Annotated in this window: 16 protein-coding genes and 2 tRNA genes; 10 read left to right on the plus strand and 8 right to left on the minus strand. The window is 51.4% G+C overall.

Going from position 1 to position 15,138, the window contains the following annotated elements; genetic code table 11:
- Positions 1-66: 66 nt before the first annotated feature.
- Entirely contained in the window at positions 67-759 is a 693-nt protein-coding gene (gene radC / locus KB213_RS06265; RefSeq protein WP_211681336.1) for a RadC family protein, read from the minus strand.
- Between the two features lie 9 nt (positions 760-768).
- Positions 769-1,461 carry a JAB domain-containing protein gene (locus KB213_RS06270; RefSeq protein ID WP_211681338.1) on the minus strand — a complete coding sequence of 231 codons (693 nt, stop codon included), beginning with the start codon at positions 1,459-1,461 and terminating at the stop codon, positions 769-771.
- Positions 1,462-1,488: 27 nt separating this feature from the next.
- On the opposite strand from KB213_RS06270, the gene KB213_RS06275 reads away from it, so the two are divergent.
- The 6 genes from KB213_RS06275 to KB213_RS06300 all read left to right on the plus strand — a co-directional run bounded on the left by KB213_RS06275 (position 1,489) and on the right by KB213_RS06300 (position 8,138).
- Positions 1,489-3,726, plus strand: a complete 2,238-nt coding sequence (locus KB213_RS06275) for an ATP-dependent helicase (protein ID WP_346266679.1) — start codon at positions 1,489-1,491, stop codon at positions 3,724-3,726.
- Positions 3,726-4,628, plus strand: a complete 903-nt coding sequence (locus KB213_RS06280; protein WP_211681688.1) for a 50S ribosomal protein L11 methyltransferase — start codon at positions 3,726-3,728, stop codon at positions 4,626-4,628. Before KB213_RS06275 ends, KB213_RS06280 begins: the two co-directional genes overlap by 1 nt.
- Positions 4,621-5,142 (plus strand): GNAT family N-acetyltransferase, encoded by a 522-nt coding sequence (locus tag KB213_RS06285; protein WP_211681342.1) that lies wholly within the window; start codon positions 4,621-4,623, stop codon positions 5,140-5,142. The genes KB213_RS06280 and KB213_RS06285 overlap by 8 nt, the downstream gene beginning before the upstream one ends.
- Positions 5,143-5,157: 15 nt before the next feature.
- Positions 5,158-6,942 (plus strand): aminopeptidase P family protein, encoded by a 1,785-nt coding sequence (locus KB213_RS06290; RefSeq protein ID WP_211681691.1) that lies wholly within the window; start codon positions 5,158-5,160, stop codon positions 6,940-6,942.
- Between the two features lie 49 nt (positions 6,943-6,991).
- Positions 6,992-7,747, plus strand: coding sequence for a transglycosylase SLT domain-containing protein (locus tag KB213_RS06295; RefSeq protein WP_211681343.1), 756 nt, complete (start codon positions 6,992-6,994; stop codon positions 7,745-7,747).
- A 61-nt stretch (positions 7,748-7,808) separates the two neighbouring features.
- Positions 7,809-8,138 (plus strand): DMT family transporter, encoded by a 330-nt coding sequence (locus KB213_RS06300; RefSeq protein WP_267288063.1) that lies wholly within the window; start codon positions 7,809-7,811, stop codon positions 8,136-8,138.
- A gap of 173 nt (positions 8,139-8,311) precedes the next feature.
- Here KB213_RS06300 and KB213_RS06305 read toward each other — a convergent pair.
- From KB213_RS06305 to gatC, 4 genes are all read right to left on the minus strand, one after another.
- Positions 8,312-8,403 (minus strand) — tRNA-Ser (locus KB213_RS06305).
- 93 nt (positions 8,404-8,496) lie between these two features.
- On the minus strand, positions 8,497-9,954 hold the full coding sequence (gatB, locus tag KB213_RS06310; protein WP_211681345.1) for an Asp-tRNA(Asn)/Glu-tRNA(Gln) amidotransferase subunit GatB: 1,458 nt from the start codon (positions 9,952-9,954) through the stop codon (positions 8,497-8,499).
- Entirely contained in the window at positions 9,951-11,438 is a 1,488-nt protein-coding gene (gatA, locus tag KB213_RS06315; RefSeq protein ID WP_211681347.1) for an Asp-tRNA(Asn)/Glu-tRNA(Gln) amidotransferase subunit GatA, read from the minus strand. The genes gatB and gatA overlap by 4 nt, the downstream gene beginning before the upstream one ends.
- Complete coding sequence (gene gatC / locus KB213_RS06320) at positions 11,438-11,725, minus strand: Asp-tRNA(Asn)/Glu-tRNA(Gln) amidotransferase subunit GatC (RefSeq protein WP_068172158.1); 288 nt, start codon at positions 11,723-11,725, stop codon at positions 11,438-11,440. The genes gatA and gatC overlap by 1 nt, the downstream gene beginning before the upstream one ends.
- A 69-nt stretch (positions 11,726-11,794) precedes the next feature.
- On the opposite strand from gatC, the gene ruvX reads away from it, so the two are divergent.
- Positions 11,795-12,271, plus strand: a complete 477-nt coding sequence (gene ruvX, locus KB213_RS06325; protein WP_068172035.1) for a Holliday junction resolvase RuvX — start codon at positions 11,795-11,797, stop codon at positions 12,269-12,271.
- A gap of 22 nt (positions 12,272-12,293) precedes the next feature.
- Here ruvX and KB213_RS06330 read toward each other — a convergent pair whose 3' ends face one another.
- Positions 12,294-12,740, minus strand: a complete 447-nt coding sequence (locus KB213_RS06330; protein WP_211681349.1) for a hypothetical protein — start codon at positions 12,738-12,740, stop codon at positions 12,294-12,296.
- A 280-nt stretch (positions 12,741-13,020) separates the two neighbouring features.
- On the opposite strand from KB213_RS06330, the gene KB213_RS06335 reads away from it, so the two are divergent.
- The gene (locus KB213_RS06335) at positions 13,021-13,266 is read left to right on the plus strand and encodes a hypothetical protein (protein ID WP_068172160.1); all 246 of its coding nucleotides are present in this window, start codon (positions 13,021-13,023) and stop codon (positions 13,264-13,266) included.
- A 148-nt stretch (positions 13,267-13,414) separates the two neighbouring features.
- Here the strand turns inward: KB213_RS06335 and KB213_RS06340 are convergent.
- Positions 13,415-13,489 (minus strand) — tRNA-Val (locus KB213_RS06340).
- A 75-nt stretch (positions 13,490-13,564) separates the two neighbouring features.
- Here KB213_RS06340 and KB213_RS06345 point away from each other — a divergent pair.
- Together KB213_RS06345 and KB213_RS06350 are read left to right on the plus strand one after the other, a co-directional pair.
- Complete coding sequence (locus KB213_RS06345) at positions 13,565-14,410, plus strand: N-formylglutamate amidohydrolase (RefSeq protein WP_211681351.1); 846 nt, start codon at positions 13,565-13,567, stop codon at positions 14,408-14,410.
- Positions 14,411-14,419: 9 nt separating this feature from the next.
- Positions 14,420-15,022, plus strand: a complete 603-nt coding sequence (locus KB213_RS06350; protein ID WP_211681354.1) for a nucleoside 2-deoxyribosyltransferase — start codon at positions 14,420-14,422, stop codon at positions 15,020-15,022.
- The last annotated feature ends 116 nt before the right edge of the window (positions 15,023-15,138 follow it).

A 15,138-nucleotide genomic window follows, 5' to 3' on the forward strand; every position in this document is an offset into this window, starting at 1 on the left:
GGATTGGACGATGTTCCAATCTGGATGGCTCTGAGTGGGGTAAGGCTTGCTCAGAGCCTAATTGTTTTAGAAGAGTTTTTTCTTCTTAAAGCTTACATGCTGACCGTTACCAATAATCAGATGATCAATGAGTTGAGTGCCCACCGTGTCTAGGGCCGCTTGCACGTGTTGGGTCATGATAATATCTGCCTCGGAAGGAGTCGGGTCTCCGCTAGGGTGGTTGTGGACTAAGATCACGCCCGTGGCATCGAGTTCCATTGCGCGGCGTGCCACTTCACGAGGGTAAACCGGGGTGTGGTTTACGGTGCCGCGTGCTTGGGCTTCATCTTTAATAAGTGAATGTTTTTCATTTAAAAACAAAACACGAAATTGCTCAATATTTTCACGTGCAAGGCGTGACGTAAGGTAATCGAGAAGTTTCTCTTCATTATTGAGCAAATCTTCTGACGGCAAACGAGCATGATTATAGCGCAGAGAGGCTTCTTTCAGGACGTTCAGCATCGGAATGATATGTGTTCCGATATTGTCGAGACTGCTCAGTTCGTTGGGTGAAGCAGAAAGAATATTTGCTAAAGAAGTGTAACGTTCCACGAGAATGTCACTCAGGGCTGTTTGATCACGGCCCGTTATAATGGCCATGATCAGATGAATGAGTTCATGATCCGTTAAATGCCGCCCTCTGCCCGTTATCAGGGCTTGTTCAGGTGTAAGTGGCGGTGTGGTGGCGTCTAGGGATGTTTTAAGAGCAGCTGTGGTCATGGTGTTGATCTAAAATCGCCCTTCTTGGCGCATGCTGTGCGGCATAGGGTCATGGTCTGAGATTAAAATATCATGAACAGAAATTGAGAGATATTGTGCGGATGCACTCAGGGTGCGGGCTATTGTGTTGAGCGTTTTGGGGGCGTCTGATGGGTGAACGAAAAGTCCAATCAGCGCTGTGGCGTGGAGTGTAAGAGCACGGCGAAAAATGCCCCGGTGGCGGGCTATCATGTCATTCTCTGTTGGAGCAACCTCATCTGCGAGGAGGCGGTTGCGGTTATCGAGGTATAAAACCCTAAATTGATTATGGGCCGCTCCTTGCAGTGCCGTTTGCAGATAGGCGCTGAGTTGCGCCCAGTCACCAAGGGTGATGGATAGTTTTTCCTCAGCTCGTGCAAGGCGCTCTGCCCCGATGGCTGGAAGGCGTAAAGCGCGAATGCTGGCGTCATTTAAGCCAGATGTACGTAAAGCGGCTGTTGGTGCGCGGAACACGTCAATCAATGAACCATATTGGGCGAGTAAGCCCTTGGCGATGGGTTTGGTGTCTCGGCGCGGGATGCCTAAGAACAGTAGCATTTCGAGCAGTTCATAGTCGGCGAGCGTATCTGCACCGCTATTGAGGACGCGCGCGCGCATACGTGCACGATGCCCTTGTGGGCCTGTGCCACGATTAAGCGGCACCGTAGGATAAGTGTTGGCCATAGAGCCATCACACTCTATATTGGAACTGTGCCGCAAGACCTTTCTTCCCCTCGCCCTGATTATCTCACGCGCCTCAACCCAGAGCAGCGCCGTGCCATTGAGACGACCGAAGGGCCGCTCCTTATTCTGGCTGGTGCCGGAACGGGAAAGACGCGTGTTCTGACGACGCGTTTTGCGCATATTTTGCTGACGGGGCGTGCCTATCCACGGCAGATTTTGGCCGTGACCTTCACGAACAAGGCTGCGCGTGAAATGCGTGAGCGTGTTGGTGTATTGTTGGGGGAACCTGCCGAGGGGCTTTGGCTTGGCACGTTTCATGCTATCTGTGCCCGGATGCTGCGCCGTCATGCGGAATATGTGGGGCTCAAGAGTGGCTTTAATATTATTGATACGGATGACCAGATCCGTCTGCTGAAGCAGATTATGGAGCCGTATAAAATTGATACGAAGCGTTGGCCTGCCAACCAATTGATGGGAATTATCCAACGTTGGAAGGACCGTGGCCTTACGCCGGATCGTGTCGGTACAGCAGATGACACCGATTTTGCGAATGGACATGCGCGTACGATTTACCAAGCGTATCAAGAGCGTTTGATCGCTTTAAATGCGTGTGATTTTGGTGATCTAATGCTGCATATGGTGGAAATTTTGCGTAGCCAGCCGAGCGTTCTGGAGCAGTACCATCGTATGTTCCGTTATATTTTGGTAGATGAGTATCAAGATACAAATACCATTCAGTATCTGTGGCTTAGGCTATTAGCGAAACGTGGTGATGGCGTGTCGAACATCGCGTGCGTTGGGGATGATGATCAGTCGATTTACTCGTGGCGCGGAGCTGAGGTGGAGAATATTCTCCGCTTTGAACGCGATTTTCCGGGGGCTGAGATCGTCCGGTTAGAACAGAATTATCGTTCGACAGAGCAGATATTGGCCGCAGCTTCAGGTCTCATTGCTCATAATGATGGCCGTTTGGGGAAAACGCTCCGTAGCGGCAAAGAAGATGCAGCGGGCGAGAAGGTTCGGATTATTGGGGCTTCCGATTCTGAAGAAGAAGCCAGTGTCGCGGCCAAAATGATTGAACGGTTGCGACGCGAGGGGCACCAACTGTCCGAAATTGCGATTTTAATGCGTGCTGGTTTCCAGACCCGGCCATTTGAAGAGCGGCTTTTGTCGTTGGGTGTGCCGTATCGTATCGTTGGTGGTTTGCGCTTTTATGAGCGTGCTGAGATTAGAGACTGCTTGGCGTATATGCGCGCCCTCACCCAGCCCTCCGATGATTTGGCTTTTGAGCGTATTGTGAACACTCCTAAGCGCGGTGTGGGGGCTGTGGCTCTTCAAAAGCTACGTCAGCATGCCATGAGCGGTGTGGGATCATTGCAGCATGCTGTTCAAGAGCGTCTTGCTACTGGTATTTTGAAAGGGAAGTCTGGCCTCGCTTTGAAAGAGCTGATGGATGCGTTCGAGCGGGCAAAGAATGCTCTTGAAACGGAAGGGCATGTTGTCGCCGTTGAACAATTGTTGGAAGATGCCGGTTATCTTCAGATGTGGCGGGATGATCGTTCAATTGAAGCACCTGGCCGACTGGATAATATTCGTGAGCTTCTACGCGCTATAGGTGATTTCGCGACGCTTGAAGCCTTTCTCGAACACGTGGCGCTTGTCATGGATATAGAGAATGAAGCCTCTGAGCAGGACCGGGTTAGCCTTATGACCATTCACGGGGCTAAGGGGTTAGAGTTTGACACAGTCTTCTTGCCGGGTTGGGAAGAAGGTGTGTTTCCATCACAGCGTTCGTTGGATGAAGGCGGCAATAACGCGCTCGAGGAAGAGCGGCGCTTGGCTTATGTGGCATTAACACGTGCGCGTTTACGGGCGATTGTGATGCACGCTGCGCGCCGACGGATTTTTGCAAACTGGCAATCCTCTATTCCAAGCCGCTTTATTGACGAAATCCCTGCGCGTTATGTACAGCACTCGGGCTATCAGGCGGGGCGTGGCCATGATACAGGGCATGACCGTTTTGCAGGAGGGGCTTCAGTGTTTGCGTCTGGTCCTCTTGTTGCGCAGCGTTCATCGACGGCGCGGCCAGCACGCCCATCAGCTGGGGCGCTAGCAGCAGCGCGTATGCCCGCAGGAACGTCAGTCTTTCACACAAAATTTGGTGAAGGTGTGGTGCTTGCTGTGGATGGTGAGCGGTTAGAAATTAATTTTGAGAATGGTGGAGTGCGGCGCGTTATGGCCAATTTTGTGGAGATCTGCTCATGATGGCCCCTCGGAGCATTGGCCGGCGTCATGCGACGCAGTTGGAAACGATTTCCATTACTGTTTTGGAAGAGCATGTTCCGTTGTTTGAGCAGGCTTTGGCTTGCGCATGTGAAACAGTGGGGATGTTTGAAGCGGATGATGAGCAAAAATATTGGCGCCTTGAAGGGGTCAAAGATATTGGACATCGTGAAGATGAACTGGAGAATGCACTCGCTGTTGCGCGCGTTTTAACGGGCACGGATGCTCCTCTTCTGCGTGAAGAAACCGAAGCAGAAGGTTGGTTGGCACGAACGTATGAGTCTTTTCCTCAGCAAGATGTCGGGAAGCGCTTTGCTATTCGTGGTACGCATCTGCATGGTGCGCCTGATCGTTCACGTTTGACGATTACGCTTGATGCTGGGATTGCTTTTGGTTCAGGTGAGCATGGTTCGACCCGTGGGTGCTTGCGTGCTTTAGAGCGTATTGCGTACCGTAAGCCACAGCGTATTTTAGATATGGGTTGCGGCTCGGGCATTCTGGCGATGGCGGCAGCAAAGATTTTGCATAAGCCAGTCTTGGCGGTGGATATCGAGCCTTGGTCGGTTCGTACGGCTGAAATGAATGCACAGATGAATGGCTTAAGTCATTTGTTAGATTGCCGTTTTGGGAATGGTTGGCTGACGCCATCTGTCCGGCGCGGTACGTATGACTTAGTGTTTGCGAATATCTTGGCGCGCCCGTTATGTCGGATGGCCCCTTCCCTTGCGAAGCGCTTAGCTCCTGGTGGGACGGCGATTTTGGCAGGCTTGTTGGTAACACAAGCGCGTATGGTTTTAGCGGCGCATAGAGCGCAAGGTCTCGTTTTGGAAGCGATGCTCCGTGAGGGTGACTGGGCAACGTTGATTGTCCGTAAGCGTGGCTGATCGCAGCATTACAGTGCGTGCTGCGCATGACGGTGATCTTGAGGTTATTCTTGAGATCACCAATCATGCTATTTTACACACAGACGCATTGTGGCTCGATACGCCGTTGACCTTGGCGCAGCGGCGCACGTGGATGGAGCAGCGTTTGTCTGCGGGGCACCCGGTTTTGGTGGCATGTGGCGCGAATGATGTGCCGCTGGGGTTTGCCTCTTATGGTGCATTCCGCCCCTTTGAGGGATATGCTCATACGGTAGAGCACTCTGTGTATGTCTCTCCGGATCATCAAGGGCGTGGTATTGGAGCGTCTTTACTTTCAGCGCTGATTGATCATGCGCGGTTAAGGAAGATGCGCGTTATGGTAGCAGGAATTACTGCGGGAAACCGAGCGTCAGAGGCGTTGCATCATCGGTTTGGCTTCCAAAAATCTGGGATTTTACCACAAGTGGGCTATAAGCAAGGGCGCTGGTTGGACCTGCTTTTCATGACACTGTGCCTGAATACACAAAACGACTGATTGAAAGTTTTAATGATGACGTTTGCGCTCTCTCCGTCTGAACGTATTGCTGCTGTTCGTGCTGCTTGCAGTGCGGCCAGTGTTGATGGGTTTATTTTGCCACGTGGTGACGAATTTCTTGGTGAGTATGTTGCGCCATATGCTGAGCGTTTGGCGTGGCTGAGCGGTTTTACGGGGAGTGCGGGACTGGCAATCGTATTGCCGGGGAAAGCGGGGTTGTTTTCGGATGGTCGCTATACCGTGCAAATGGAGCAACAGGCACAGCATGATGTGTGGAGCCGGTGCCATATCATTGAGCACCCCCCTGCTGCTTGGCTTGCAGAGCATGCACAAGGTCTGTGCGTTGGGTACGATCCGAAATTAGTAAGCCGTGCCATGCTGAATGCGTGGACGACGCCTGGTGTGACCTTTGTGCCTTTGGCGAGTAATCCGGTTGATCAAGCTTGGGCCGATCAACCACAAGCTCCGCAAAGTGTAGTCTTTCCGCAATCTGATGCGGATGCAGGGCAGAGTTCTGAAGAGAAGCGTCATCAGATTGCCGCGCAATTGCAAAAAGATGGCCATGACGCTGTGATTCTAGCGGATTGTACGTCTCTTGCGTGGCTGCTGAATATCCGTGGTGATGATGTACCTCTGACGCCCGTGGCACAGGGTTATGCAGTGTTACGGTCAGATGCGCATGTAGAGTTGTTTATTGCGCCAGAACGCTTGGAAGCAGGTTTGGCGCAAGCGTTGGGGGATGAAGTTTCTGTACGCTCCCCAAAAGAATTGGCCATGAGCCTTGCTGAGCTTGGTGGTAATGTGGTCCGGATTGATCCCGCGACAACGCCGGTATGGTTTGAAACCGTTCTGGTGGCACATGGTGCTGAGATTGATCATGCGTCAGACCCTTGTACTTTGCCAAAAGCGATTAAAAACAGTGTTGAACAAGAAGGTTCACGTCGCGCTCATGCGCTAGACGCGATTGCTGTGACACGCTTTTTGTATTCGTTAACGCAGTCTGCTGCAGGTAAGCACGAAACGGAACTGTCGGATCGTTTGAATAGTTTTCGTGAGCAGCATGCCGATTATCGTGGGCAGAGTTTTGATGCGATCTCAGCATCTGGGCCGAATGCAGCTTTCCCGCATTATAAGGCGGAAGTAGGGCGTGATAGCGTTTTACCGGCTAATAGTGTGTATCTCATTGATAGTGGTGGGCAATACCCGTTTGGTACGACGGATATTACGCGTACTGTATGGATCGGCCCTGAGCGCCCTTCGGATGCCGCGAAAGAAGCATTTACGCGCGTTTTGAAGGGAAATATTGCCCTGAGTTTGGCTCGTTTTCCAACGGGAACACCGGGTTATCGTTTGGACGCTCTTGCACGAGCATCCTTGTGGGATATTGGGCTGGATTATGACCATGGCACGGGCCATGGAATTGGTAATTATTTATCGGTTCATGAAGGGCCGCAGAATATTTCGCCCGCGCCGCGTCCAACGGGTTTGGTGAACGGTATGATTGTTTCCAATGAACCGGGTTATTATGAACAAGGCGCATTTGGTATTCGGATTGAAAACCTTTTGCTGGTGAAGGATGTACAGCTTTCTGCAAAGGCGAAGCGCCCATTCTCAGAGTTTGAAGTTCTAACTTATGTGCCGATTGACCGTGCGTTGATTGAGTCCTCTTTGCTTGATGACCGTGAGCAAGCTTGGTTGAATGCATATCATCAAGAGGTTCTTAAACGTGTGGGCCCATCTCTTGATGGAGATGAGCGTGCATGGTTAGAAGTCGCTTGTCAGCCAGTTAAAGCCGGATAACACAGCCCTATTAGGGGTTTCTTAAGGAAGATTGTGGAGATTAAGGCGCATGACATGGCGCTTTGTCTCTACGATCTTTTTTTGTATGAACGTCCCTGCCCTTGCATATGGTGGGGATGAGACCGCGTGCCAGATTGCAGTGCAGCATGTGGAACATGAATCTGCGCTTCCGTTCGGGCTGTTAGGGGCTATTAGTACAGTTGAAAGTGGTCGCCATTTGACCAAAGAGATGCCGCGTATAGCGTGGCCATGGACGGTGAATGCTGAGGGAAAGGGCTATTTCTTTCCAAGTAAACAAAAAGCGATTGAGGCTGTTTTAGCCTTTCAACAACGCGGCCTGCATTCCATTGATGTGGGGTGTATGCAGATTAATTTGCATCATCATGCTGAGGCATTTTCATCATTAGAGCAGGCATTTGACCCTGTGGAAAATGCACGTTACGCAGCCCATTTTCTTAAAGAGCTCAATAGTCAGCATCGTGGGTGGTTTGCAGCTACAGCCGCTTATCATTCTCTCACCCCGGGTTTGGGACAAGACTATGCCCGACATGTCTTTGCGGCATGGAAGGGCGGAGATGATTCGTATCATCCTCCTGATTTTCTGCCTCAGGCCATTATGACATCAAGCGGGCCACGGGTGTTTATGCCTTTATTTGCGGCTCAACGGCCGCTTGTACGGCAGGTACTGCCCGCTTTCCCGCTTTCTCATAACAGTATGATCGGAAGTGCCTCTGGGCTTGCGGAGAACACGGGGCGTAATTTGGCATCTTATCGTCGGGCGCCAACACGTTTATGGCGCCAATAACGACGGAATCTTGTAAGGAGAATTGCGTTTAAGGTGTATTGCCTTCTGGCAGGAGGAACTCGTGACGTATTTTTATCTTATGATTGCCATTGTTGCTGAAACAATCGCGACTTCTTTGCTGAAGCAAAGTGAAGGCTTTACGCGTCTTGTCCCGACGCTCCTAATGGGCTGTGGTTATATTGTTGCTTTTTATGCGCTGTCGCTGGCGTTAAAAGACATTCCCACCGGGGTGGCGTATGCAATTTGGTCTGGTATTGGTATTGTTTTGATTTCTGCCGTGGCTTGGGTTTTCCAAGGTCAGAAACTCGATATTCCCGCCATGATCGGTATGGCATTTATTATCGCCGGCGTGGTGATCATGAATGTGTTTTCAAAAACGGCAAGCCACTAAGAGTATAGCTCATGTGCTACGGTGCTTCAAAAGTATTGTAGGGGATAATCTCCCGACAGTAACTGTTAAGCGCCGTTCAAACATTACACCATCATGGTGTTGTACAAAGTCACAGTGAATAATGAGTGACTCTTATATAGGATAAATGATTTTTTATTGGGAAAATAAGTAAGTGGCGGAGGGGATGGGATTCGAACCCACGATACGAATTTCTCCGTATAACGGATTAGCAATCCGCCGCCTTCAGCCTCTCGGCCACCCCTCCGCAGGAAACGCTGTTTTTATGCAGCGTTTGCAGGAGTGTTACTAGGGGGAAATTCCTTGCAGGTCAAACCCCCTAGAGCACTTTTTTTTAAATTTATGCGTCTAACAACTTACGTAGAACGTCATTGACCATTGCGGGGTTTGCTTTCCCCTTCATAGCCTTCATGGATTGACCAACGAAGAAGCCAAAGAGCTTGTCCTTGCCGCTCTTATATTGCTCAACCTTATCAGCATTTGCTTCTAAGATGGCATTGATAGCCGCTTCAATTGCGCCCGTATCTGTAACCTGACGCAAGCCTTTACGCTCGACAATGGCGCTGGCGGAATCACCCGTCTCGACCATGTCTTCCAGCACTTCTTTCGCGATCTTACCGTTAATGGTTGAATCGGAAATCAGGCCGAGCAGCTCACGCAGACCTTCAGCGCTGACGGGGCTGTCTTCAATGGTGCGGCCTGTACGGTTCAGCGCGCCGAAGAAGTCACCCAAGATCCAGTTGGTGGCCAAGCGTGCATCGGCACCCTTCGCTACGGTCTCATAAAAATCCGCAACAGCTTGCTCAGCTGTCAGAACGCCGGATTCATAACGTGAGATGCCGTATTCTTTTTCCAGACGGGCGCGCTTGTCTTCCGGTAGCTCTGGCAGAGCAGCCTTTAGCTCATCCACCCAAGATTGTTCAATTTCAAGCGGCAGCAGGTCTGGGTCAGGGAAGTAGCGGTAGTCATGCGCGTCTTCCTTGCTGCGGAGGGAGCGCGTTTCTAAGCGGATATGGTCAAACAGGCGGGTTTCCTGATCAACTTCACCACCATTTTCCCAGATTTCAACCTGACGGCGCGCTTCAACTTCGATGGACTGCATCACGTAGCGAATAGAATTGACGTTCTTAATTTCGCAGCGTGTACGGAAGCCTTCTTCACCGGGGCGACGCACGGAAACGTTCACGTCGGCGCGCATGGAGCCTTCTTCCATGTTGCCGTCACAGGTGCCGATGTAACGCAGAATTTGGCGCAGCTTACGCAGGTAAGCGCCGGCTTCCTCTGGGCAGCGAATGTCTGGCTCGCTCACGATTTCCATCAGAGCCACACCGGCACGGTTGAGGTCAATGAAAGAGCGTGTCGGGTCCTGATCGTGGATCGATTTGCCAGCATCTTGCTCCAGATGTAGGCGTGTTACGCCGATTTCGCGCGTGCTGCCGTCGGGTAGATCTACAACGACCACGCCCTTCCCGACGATCGGATGCGCAAACTGACTGATCTGATACCCAGTTGGAAGGTCAGCGTAGAAGTAATTTTTACGGTCAAAGCGGCTGAACAAATTGATTTCAGCATTCAGGCCAAGACCCGTACGAACAGCTTGCGCAACGCATTCAGCGTTTAGCACCGGCAACATGCCGGGGAAGCCAGCATCCACAAGGCTAACATGCGTGTTTGGCTCGCCGCCATAGGTGGCGGATGCCCCGGAGAACAGCTTGGCTTGGCTAATAACCTGTGCGTGGACTTCAAGGCCGACAACAATTTCCCAATCGCCGGTGTTGCCAGTGATAACGGTGCTCATGCTGGGTTCCCTGCGTGAATGGTTGGTCGGTGCGTGAAGGAAGCTGCTTGTTCCAGCACATGGCCTGCGGCAATCAGCGTTTCTTCATCAAAGAATTTGCCGATGAGTTGCAGGCCTAGTGGTAGTCCCTGCCCGTCCAGCCCTGCCGGAACGGAGAGAGCAGGCACACCCGCCATGCTGGCTGGAACTGTGAAGACGTCGTTGAGATACATCTGAACAGGGTCGGATGGCTTCTCGTTGAGGGCGAAGGCGCTGGATGGTGCTGTTGGCGTCAGCAGAACATCCACATCTTCATAGGCTTTTAGGAAGTCTTGCTGGATCAGCGTACGGACCTTCTGAGCGCGCAGGTAGTATGCGTCATAATATCCTGATGATAGAACATGCGTACCAAGGAGAATACGGCGCTTTACTTCTTCACCAAAGCCGGCAGCACGGCTTGCTTCGTACATAGCATCGAGTGAATCTGCCTTCACACGTGCGCCGAAACGGAGGCCGTCATAGCGGGCAAGGTTGGATGATGCCTCTGCAAGAGCGGCGATATAATAGGTTGGCAGGCCGTATTTGGTGTGCGGCAGAGAGACTTCTTTGATCTCTGCACCTGCTTCACGCAGCCAGTTGATGCCTTGTTGCCACAATGCTTCAATTTCGGCAGGCATGCCGTCTGCATGATATTCCTTCGGAATGCCCACGCGCAGCCCTTTGACGCCACGGTTCAATGCGGCTTCATAATTGGGGACAGGTGTATCAACACTTGTGGAATCACGCTGGTCGAAACCCGCCATAGAGCGCAGAAGAATAGCGCAATCCTGAAGGTTGCGTGCCATCGGGCCTGCTTGGTCAAGTGAGCTTGCGAAGGCGATTGTGCCGAAACGTGAGCAACGGCCATAGGTTGGCTTAATGCCTGCAATACCCGTATATGCTGCGGGCTGACGGATGGAGCCGCCCGTATCAGTGCCTGTTGCGCCAAGCACGAGGCCAGCCGCTACCGCAGCGGCAGAACCGCCGGATGACCCGCCAGGAACGAGGTTCTCATCAGAGCCTTTGCGCTTCCAAGGGTTGATAGCCGGGCCGAATGCAGAATTCAGATTGCCAGAACCCATAGCAAATTCGTCGAGGTTCAACTTGCCGAGGAACACGGCGCCATCACGCAGCAGGTTGCCGGTGACGGTGCTTTCATAAGGCGGCACGAAATCACGCAGAATGTTGCTGGCTGCCGTGGTGCGTGTGCCGTTGGTGCAGAACAGGTCTTTAATGCCCAAGGGCAGACCGCAAAGCTCCCCGCCCTCACCTTTTGCTAGCGTTGCATCAGCGGCATCAGCGGCTTTGAGCGCGCTTTCTGGCGTGGTGGTGATGAAGCTATTGAGCGTACCATCAAGGCGCTCAATGGCAGACAAATGGGCTTCGGTCAGTTCGCGTGCGGATACTTTGCGCGCGCGCAGGGCATCACGTGCGGAAGCAAGTGTGTAATCAAACGGAGTAGACATTATTCAACGACCTTAGGCACGGTGAAATACGGACCTTCACGGTCGGGGGCGTTGGATAGGACGTCATCAGGGCGTTCACCATCCGTAATGCGGTCTTCACGAAGGCGCGGCTTCGCAAGACCTGTGCCGATCATCGGCGGAACGTCCGTGACGTCCAGTTCATTAAGTTGCTCAACCCAGTCGATGATGGAGCCCATATCTTTTTGCAGGGCTTCCACTTCAGCGGGAGCAAGACCAATACGTGCCAGTCTGGCAGTGCGTAAAACCGTTTTCGCGTCGAGCGACATGAAGATTCCTGAGTGAAAGGAAATTAAAGAGTGGCTTTTCAGCCTCAGGATAGATCATAACGCCGTGTTATGTCCCTGTTCAATCCACAAGACTTACGTATCAGCTTAAAGGCTGGTCAACGCGTGCTCGGAATCGATCCCGGAGCACGTACAATCGGCCTCGCATTGACCGACGTGTCTTTAATGCTGGCCTCTCCTTTTGCTTCTTTGAAGCGCCGGAAACTTGGCGAAAATGCTAAGGAAATTGCCGATATTATTGCCCGCCAAGATATTGGTGGCTTGGTTGTCGGTCTGCCATTAGGGCTGGATGGAAGTTTTGGTCCGGCGGCACGGGCAGCATCCGATTGGACAGAGGCATTGTCAGAGCGCGTTGGGGTGCCGGCCTGCGTGTGGGATGAGCGGCTCTCATCCAGTGCGGTGAATCGCTTTTTGATCAGTGAAGCTGATATGACTCGCGCACGCCGTGCGGAAGTCGTCGATAAAATGGCAGCAAGTTATATGCTGCAAGGGTGGCTGGAGGCCTCTGAGCCGCCAGCCGATTACTAAAAATTTGAAGTGATGGGTGGGTTTACCACCCATACCCTCCAAAACCTGGGCCAAAGCCAGGTCCCATACCAAAGCCGGGCCCCCATCCGCCCCATGCGCCCCAATTCCAGTTGGCGTCATTATATTCTTGGGCAGTCATTTGCTGTTCATCAGCAAGGTTTTGTTGCTGTTGATACTGTTGGTAGCGACCATAGGCGTCTTGTGAGCCGACATAGAGGCAATCACAGACTGTTGGGTCAGAATATACATAATTGACCGTGTCGCCGCTGATACGGCGCAGGAACCGGTGCGATGGAAGGCGCTTGAGCATGCTGAGACGCTCTGGTGTGTTTGCAGGTTTGGCGACGAAACCTGCTGCGGCGAGATGGTCTTCTTTGTCACTGACCATTTGTTGTGTCGATTCGCACGCAGTGAGAGCAAGAAAGCTCGTCAGGACAAGTGCGGCGGTAGCTTTTGCTTTGATGGACATAAAAGTCTCCTCGCCAGACGTCTTAGTAGGACAACGGAGACAACTATAGTCCAGTTTCTGTGGAAGGTTGGTGACAAAAAATTTAAGTTTCTTGTGCTCTTGTTTGCACGTCTGAAATGCATAAAAAATTGGAAAAGAAAAATTTAATGACATTTTTGGGGCGGGGTGAAGATTTTTGCCCAGAAGAGAGCCGTTTTTTGAAAAATGCCCTGACAAGGGGTGATTGACTTTTAGTGGTAAGCTAGGCCTCATCATCTCAGTTTTAGAAAGGGCTATGATCATGGCTGAAGAAGAAGTTGCAGGTTACCTGATCCGTCGTGAACTCGAAAACGGTGACGAAGAGTTCTGGAATGTTGATAACGGCTGGGTTTCTGATCCAGGTGAATCTGAGCTGTATGAAGAGGAAGACGCAGCTTCCGCTCAAGCAGATGAGCTTCGCGCAAAAGATACGCTCGTCGTGACGGTTGAAGAAGTTTACTTCGACGATGAAGAGTATGTCGACGAAGATCACGACGACGAAGCCTGATTTAGGCCCCTCGCCTGTAATGACAGCGTGCTGTCTTATGGGCGAGGATATTTTGAATGGCTTTTTAAGCGCGTAACGCTGAAACGAAAATTCAACATTTTCGTTTTTAATTACTGATTTATTTTTTTTGATTGAGGACCGAGCCGGGTGGTGGGCGCAACAGGGATTGAACCTGTGACCCCTACCATGTCAAGGTAGTGCTCTACCGCTGAGCTATGCGCCCTCCGGCTCGGTGAGGTGGTGTTTAGCTGTATTCGTGGGGGGTGACAACCCCTTAAAAATAAAAAATTATCATTGAATGCGATTTTCTTCTCCCCCCTCCTTTGTGTCGGTCGAAAAACCTCGATTTTCTGCCGTTAAACCACTTTTGGTGTCCTCCCCACATTCTGGTCGTTGTTATCCAGAGCCTTTTTTAGTGTCCTCCTGTTTGTCTGAGGCCTCTTTGCGGCGCACAGAAGATCGTCTGATGGACTGGTTTTGTGATGGATTATCCGAAGAGGGTGTAACGGTAATTAAAACGTCCTTGCCCCGTGTTTGGTGCGATGTGAACCGGGGTTGCGCTGAAGTTGATGAGCGTATGTTTCGCCCGCCTCCTATAGGCCGTAGTTTTGAGCGTACAGATAAAGTCCGTGCGGGGTTTGGGGTTATTCCGCGTCTCGCTTCGCACTCAATACCAATTTATACGCATTGTTTGCCGCTGGAGGAGTTGGATCAAAGACTCTCCGCTGGGTGGTTTCCTTATCATGCGGCTGTAGAGCGTGAACTGGCGTGTTTGTCCCATCAATACAGCCGGGGCGTTGTGTTATTAGATATGCACTCTATGCCCCCTCTCCCAATTTCTGCGCCGTGCGATATTGTTTTGGGAGACCTTCATGGGCGTTCGTGTGATTTTGAGATCATGGCCGCTGTACGAGGATTTTTTCAAAAACGTGGTTATGCCGTACGGCTTAATGCTCCTTATGCAGGAGGATATATTACTCAGCATTATGGTCGACCGACGAAAGGCCAGCACGCATTGCAAGTTGAAATAAATCGTTCCTGCTATTTGAATATGAATACTTATGAGTTGTCTAAAAATGCAGAGCTCGTAAAGCGTGATATACGTGATATGATATGCTTTGTAGCGGATGAGATAATGAAATAGGACTTTTGCATGACGCGGATAGAGAAAAAAAATCCCAAGGTCTATTTGGCAGGAGACCTCGTTTTTCGTCCGGATGCATTATCTATTTTTCGACAATTAAAGCTGATTTGTGCGGATTACGGGCTGGTTGGTGTTGCACCTTTTGATGGACAAGAAGAAGCGCGCCACCTCCCTCCCGGGCGAGAAACAATTTTGGCGTTTGTGCGTGCGGACCGGGACCTTATGGATGAGTGCGATGCGGGGCTTTTTTGCGTTGATCCATTTCGGCGTAGCGCAGATATGGATCCGGGAACTGCTGTTGAAATTGGCTATATGCACGCGCAAAGAAAGCCGCTGGAGGCATATACGGTTGATAGGCGTTCGTATCCACAAAAAGTGGAGGATTATTGGGGGAGCGTTTTCAAAGCCCCTCTGCGGCCTAGGATAGAGAGTGACGCGCCTAGCTCAGGTGCGATGGAAGACCCTGATGGTATGCTCGTCCATTCTGAGGGGATGCTGCAAAATGGTATGGTTGATGGGTTTATTATGTTTTCTGGTGGGAAGATTTCGAGTGCCGATGATTTTTTCGACGCATTTCGTTTGGCGGCGCAGCGTTTAGCAGGGCGCTGTTAGTGATAGGAAGTGAGAGGAGACTATACCGAAGAAGCCTCCTCTTTTCATATGGTTTATGACGGAAGGTATCGAGTGGACACGGCGCCGGAGATGAAGGCTTGTTCTGATGTGCATGA

It is taken from the genome of Neokomagataea anthophila, from assembly GCF_018122595.1.
Classification (GTDB): Bacteria; Pseudomonadota; Alphaproteobacteria; order Acetobacterales; family Acetobacteraceae; genus Gluconobacter; species Gluconobacter anthophilus.

What these genes read in the sequence shown, in the direction of transcription:
- KB213_RS06330 (WP_211681349.1), bottom strand. Translation starts at nt 12,740, where the DNA reads ATGTCCATCAAAGCAAAAGCTACCGCCGCACTTGTCCTGACGAGCTTT.
- radC (WP_211681336.1), bottom strand. Translation starts at nt 759, where the DNA reads ATGACCACAGCTGCTCTTAAAACATCCCTAGACGCCACCACACCGCCA.
- KB213_RS06295 (WP_211681343.1), top strand. Translation starts at nt 6,992, where the DNA reads ATGACATGGCGCTTTGTCTCTACGATCTTTTTTTGTATGAACGTCCCT.
- KB213_RS06270 (WP_211681338.1), bottom strand. Translation starts at nt 1,461, where the DNA reads ATGGCCAACACTTATCCTACGGTGCCGCTTAATCGTGGCACAGGCCCA.
- KB213_RS06335 (WP_068172160.1), top strand. Translation starts at nt 13,021, where the DNA reads ATGGCTGAAGAAGAAGTTGCAGGTTACCTGATCCGTCGTGAACTCGAA.
- KB213_RS06290 (WP_211681691.1), top strand. Translation starts at nt 5,158, where the DNA reads ATGACGTTTGCGCTCTCTCCGTCTGAACGTATTGCTGCTGTTCGTGCT.
- gatB (WP_211681345.1), bottom strand. Translation starts at nt 9,954, where the DNA reads ATGAGCACCGTTATCACTGGCAACACCGGCGATTGGGAAATTGTTGTC.
- gatA (WP_211681347.1), bottom strand. Translation starts at nt 11,438, where the DNA reads ATGTCTACTCCGTTTGATTACACACTTGCTTCCGCACGTGATGCCCTG.
- ruvX (WP_068172035.1), top strand. Translation starts at nt 11,795, where the DNA reads ATGTCCCTGTTCAATCCACAAGACTTACGTATCAGCTTAAAGGCTGGT.
- gatC (WP_068172158.1), bottom strand. Translation starts at nt 11,725, where the DNA reads ATGTCGCTCGACGCGAAAACGGTTTTACGCACTGCCAGACTGGCACGT.
- KB213_RS06345 (WP_211681351.1), top strand. Translation starts at nt 13,565, where the DNA reads ATGCGATTTTCTTCTCCCCCCTCCTTTGTGTCGGTCGAAAAACCTCGA.
- KB213_RS06280 (WP_211681688.1), top strand. Translation starts at nt 3,726, where the DNA reads ATGGCCCCTCGGAGCATTGGCCGGCGTCATGCGACGCAGTTGGAAACG.
- KB213_RS06350 (WP_211681354.1), top strand. Translation starts at nt 14,420, where the DNA reads ATGACGCGGATAGAGAAAAAAAATCCCAAGGTCTATTTGGCAGGAGAC.